This window comes from Blautia sp. 1001283B150304_161114_C9, from assembly GCF_015668165.1.
Classification (GTDB): Bacteria; Bacillota; Clostridia; order Lachnospirales; family Lachnospiraceae; genus Blautia_A; species Blautia_A wexlerae.
The window spans coordinates 1-4,544 of the sequence record NZ_JADPGO010000068.1; the positions used below are offsets into that span (position 1 = coordinate 1).

At 42.0% G+C, this 4,544-nt stretch carries 4 protein-coding genes and 1 tRNA gene; 2 read left to right on the forward strand and 3 right to left on the reverse strand.

The features are described from left to right. Positions 1-108 precede the first annotated feature (108 nt). Complete coding sequence (locus I4V44_RS17100) at positions 109-1,248, forward strand: 3D domain-containing protein (RefSeq protein ID WP_118758827.1); 1,140 nt, start codon at positions 109-111, stop codon at positions 1,246-1,248. A gap of 103 nt (positions 1,249-1,351) precedes the next feature. Here I4V44_RS17100 and I4V44_RS17105 read toward each other — a convergent pair whose 3' ends face one another. After that, on the reverse strand, positions 1,352-2,635 hold the full coding sequence (locus I4V44_RS17105; protein WP_008705682.1) for an O-acetylhomoserine aminocarboxypropyltransferase/cysteine synthase family protein: 1,284 nt from the start codon (positions 2,633-2,635) through the stop codon (positions 1,352-1,354). Positions 2,636-2,755: 120 nt separating this feature from the next. On the opposite strand from I4V44_RS17105, the gene I4V44_RS18625 reads away from it, so the two are divergent. Further along, complete coding sequence (locus I4V44_RS18625) at positions 2,756-2,857, forward strand: DUF6783 domain-containing protein (protein WP_349826277.1); 102 nt, start codon at positions 2,756-2,758, stop codon at positions 2,855-2,857. Positions 2,858-2,930: 73 nt separating this feature from the next. On the opposite strand, the gene I4V44_RS17110 is transcribed toward I4V44_RS18625, so the two are convergent. Then, a tRNA-Phe gene (locus I4V44_RS17110) sits at positions 2,931-3,003 on the reverse strand. Between the two features lie 116 nt (positions 3,004-3,119). Then, the gene (locus I4V44_RS17115; RefSeq protein WP_118569450.1) at positions 3,120-4,304 is read right to left on the reverse strand and encodes an iron-containing alcohol dehydrogenase; all 1,185 of its coding nucleotides are present in this window, start codon (positions 4,302-4,304) and stop codon (positions 3,120-3,122) included. Positions 4,305-4,544: the final 240 nt, after the last annotated feature.

Below are 4,544 nucleotides of genomic sequence, written 5' to 3' on the forward strand. Positions count from 1 at the left end.
ACAAGCCAAAATTCCATTGCCGCAGGCAATCTGGAATGAATTTTGGCTACGTTACTGAGAACGGAGTGAACAGTAACTGGAAAATTGCAAATTGGGAGGGGGTGTGCTATGATAGGACAGACGGAGAGAGACTATAAAGGAGTTGAGGCTCAGTTTATGAAGAAAAAAATTTTAGTATTATTAGTTTGCAGTATGCTTACTTTACCAACAACAGTTTCTGCGGATATCCTGGATTATGAGGGGACAGTTAATGCTTATAAGGAGGATAATAAGATACCGCAGACATTTGAGATTGATGATGGAAGTGGAGAGAAGGTAACGGCAGTTGCCAAGTCGGATAAGGTTTCTGTTTCTGCAAAGGCAACTTATATACGCTCTATGCCGGGGAAAAACGGAAAGAAGCTTGTAAGAGTGTATCTTGGTACCGGTGTAGAGAGAGTGGCCGTATGTGATAATGGCTGGAGTAAAGTGACTTATGAGAAAAAGAGCAAAAAGGGTACGGAAAAGATCAGTGGCTATGTGCCCACAAAACATATCAATGACAGTGATCAGGTTGCTCAGGCAAAGGGAACTTTTACAGCACTGAAGGACAGTGATATTCTGGATTATCCGGGAAAGAAGGATGGACAGGTAGTAGGTGAGGTCATTCAGGAGGATGAAGTGAAGCGCCTGGCGACAGTAAATGGCATCTGGAGTCAGATTTACTATAAAAAAGAGAATGGAAAAAGAGGCATTGGATATATTCCTACCAGTGTTCTGGAGAATACAGCAGCAGAGGAGAAAACAGAGGAGTCAAAGGTCGCTAAAGTAGACGGTGAAGAAGCAGGAACAATTCATAAAAGTGAAGGCAAAGGCGTTTTTGCAGAGGCTGTGGATGGCGTAACTGCTTCAAAAGGAGCGGCTGTCAGTGGTGTTCAGGTAGGAACTCCTGTTGCTGTGTCTTCTGATGCAACACTGAAACCTCTTGGAACATTTAAGATCACACATTACTGTCCATGTAGTATCTGCTGTGGTCCCTGGGCGAATGGGGTTACCTCCACAGGTGTGACGGCTACGACGAATCGTACGATTGCTGTAGATCCTACACAGATTCCATATGGTTCGAAAGTTGTGATCAATGGACAGGTTTATGTGGCTGAGGACTGTGGCGGTGCGATCAAACATAATTGTATTGATATTTATGTTGCCACTCATCAGGAAGGGGAAGATAAAGGCGTATATTATACAGACGTATATCTGCTTGAGTAAAAATTCTGAAGAATATTTTTGGATAAAATAGTAAAAATCCAGCAAAAACCAGAAAATGATAAAATCATTTCAGAAGTTTTGCCGGATTTTTTGAATTTGATTTTTAAGCGTTTTTTAATGCCTGTTCGATGTCAGCAATGATGTCTTCAACATTTTCAATACCAACGGAGAGACGGATCATTCCCGGTGATACGCCGGCTTCCACAAGCTGTTCATCGTTCATCTGGCGGTGAGTATGGCTTGCAGGATGCAGGATCATGGTTTTGGATGCTGCTACGTGCGTTGCGATGGTGGCAAGCTTTAAGCTGTCCATAAAGCGGACTGCAGCTTCTCGACCACCTGTCAGTTCAAAGGAGATAACACCGCAGGTTCTGCCTTCGTTCATGTATTTCTGAGCAAGTGCATAGTATTTGTCATCAGGAAGTCCTGCATAGTTTACGTGAGATACTTTCTCATGGGCATTCAGGAATTCGGCAATCTTCTGTGCATTATAGCAGTGACGTTCCACGCGGAGAGGAAGAGTTTCAAGTCCCAGGTTTAACAGGAAGCAGTTTGTAGGAGACGGGATAGAGCCCAGGTCACGCATTAACTGAGAGGTTGCCTTTGTGATATAAGCCTTCTTTCCAAACTGTTTAGTATAAATAACACCATGATAAGATTCATCCGGTTCAGTCAGTCCATGATATTTATGTCCATAGGCATCCCAGTCAAAGTTACCGCTGTCAACGATAGCTCCGCCAACCTGCACAGCATGTCCGTCCATATATTTGGTTGTGGAATGGGTAACGATATCAGCTCCCCACTCAAAAGGACGGCAGTTTACAGGAGTAGCGAAGGTGTTGTCTACAATAAGCGGAACTTCATGTTCGTGAGCAACCTTTGCGAATTTTTCAATATCAAGAATTACCAGGGCCGGGTTTGCGATGGTCTCTGCGAAAAGTACCTTTGTATTAGGACGGAAGGCAGCTGCAATTTCTTCAGGGCTAGCATCGGTGTCAACGAAAGTGCAGTCAATGCCAAGCTTTTTGAAGGTAACAGCCAGGAGGTTAAAGGTTCCTCCGTAAATAGTAGAAGCCGCCACAACATGATCACCTGCTTCGCAGATATTGAAGACTGCATAGAAGTTGGCAGCCTGTCCGGAAGAGGTAAGGATAGCGGCAACACCACCCTCCAGATCTGCAATTTTTGCTGCTACAGCATCATTTGTGGGGTTCTGCAGACGGGTATAGAAGTATCCTTCTGCCTTAAGATCGAAGAGCTGTCCCATTTCATCAGTAGTATCATATTTATAAGTGGTACTCTGATAAATCGGGAGTGCGCATGGTTCACCCTTAGACGGAGTGTAACCGGAATGGAGACATTTAGTCTCGACTTTAAAGTCACTCATGAGTTTAGTTCCTTTCTTATGTGAAATATTGCTTCAATAAAATATTGCATTAATATTGGGAAAATTGTGATGATATTGATACAAAATTTCATGATAGTCTTAGAGCGTGTTTGAAAAATCATTCCTACAAATTGTGATGCACATCTTGCGGAAAGCATTTTTCAAACATACTCTGGAAAAATTATACTGCTGAAAGTGAGAGAAGACAATATTAAAAAATGAAATAAAAAAATGCTCAGGCTTTTTCTAACCAGCCGTGAGCAAAAAAAGAAAAAAGATAATAAAAAATAAAAAATGCCCAGAGCCGGAATCGAACCAGCGACACGAGGATTTTCAGTCCTCTGCTCTACCAACTGAGCTATCTGGGCATTTGGTCTGTGAACTGTTGTGTATCACAAACCTTATGATAGCATATTGATTGTTTGAATGCAAGTAATTTTTATGATTTTTGCGAAAAAAGAGAAAATTATAACAAAAATTTATTTTATCTTGCCATAAGGTAGATTTTTTCCATATCTCTCATATTGAGCTGTTTAAAGACTCCAATGGTGCGAGTGTCCTCAAAACTGCATTTGAATGCAAGATCATGAATTTGCTGATCTGTGAGATCCAGACCCAGTTCATGTAAACTGGTGGGCATTTTTACAGACCGGAAAAAATTTTCCATTGCTTCAATTCCTGCAAGGGCTGTTTCTTTATAATCAGTTCCACATGGAATGTCAAATACATTGGTGGCAAACTGAGCAAAACGTTCAGGGTTCACCTCGTAGACGTATCGTGCCCAGCTTCCCCAGATAGCTGCCAGACCTGCTCCGTGAGTTACATTGTAGACACCTCCCAGTTCATGTTCAAGCTGGTGGCATGCCCAGTCACCACCACCTGTACCGCATCCGGTCAGACCGTTGTGGGAAAGGCTTCCTGCCCACATAATTTCTGCCCTGGCGCTGTAATTGTCTGGTTCTTTCATAAGAATACGGGCATTGTAAATGACTGTCTGCATCAGAGCTTCGCTGATGCTGTCTGTAATCTCCATAGTTTCAATATTTACAAAATATCGCTCCATGGTGTGCATGAGGATATCTACACATCCGCTTTCTGTCTGATACTGTGGGAGTGTGTAGGTGAGACGTGGATTTAAGATGGCAAATTTCGGCCTGCAGTAATCTGTCTTTGCACATCCACGTTTTTCTTTTGTTTCTTCATTTGTGATAACACTGGAACTGCTCATTTCACTTCCGGAAGCTGCAATTGTAAGGATGACACCAATGGGCAGACAGCCGGTTGGAACAGCTTTTTTCAGACAGAAATCCCAGACATCATTGTTCGGATTGGCAACGCCATAGCCGATGGCTTTGGAAGAGTCGATAACACTTCCTCCTCCTACAGCAAGGATAAAGTCTACATGTTCTTTTTGGCATAATTCGATTCCCTCGCGGACTTTAGAAAGAAGTGGATTAGGAATGACACCACCCAGGGTGATGTATTCAAGACCTTCTTCTTTCAGATTAGAAGTGATCTCATCAATCAGTCCGGAACGGACAGCACTCTGACCTCCATAATGGATCAGAACTTTTTTTGCTCCATACTTCTTCAGCAGGGAACCTGCCTGAAGGTGGGTATCTTTGCCAAAGAGAACCTGTGTTGGTGTATAATATTCAAAATTTCTCATAATATGTAAACGACCTCCTATAGATTGAAAGGTTAACTGAATCAGGTAAGTCCTCTGCTTTAATTGTAAAATGTAATGAGCAGTAGGTGGGACTTCCTTTTTATATTAAAGCAAATAATGGAAAAATAGTCAAAAAATAATAAAAAAATTAAAATTTGAAAGCAATTTTTGCTGGTTCTCAGAAGACATTTTTGGAAAGATTCCAGTACAGATATCTATAATTTTCTGCACACAGAAAAC

What these genes read in the sequence shown, in the direction of transcription:
- I4V44_RS17100 (WP_118758827.1), top strand. Translation starts at nt 109, where the DNA reads ATGATAGGACAGACGGAGAGAGACTATAAAGGAGTTGAGGCTCAGTTT.
- I4V44_RS17105 (WP_008705682.1), bottom strand. Translation starts at nt 2,635, where the DNA reads ATGAGTGACTTTAAAGTCGAGACTAAATGTCTCCATTCCGGTTACACT.
- I4V44_RS17115 (WP_118569450.1), bottom strand. Translation starts at nt 4,304, where the DNA reads ATGAGAAATTTTGAATATTATACACCAACACAGGTTCTCTTTGGCAAA.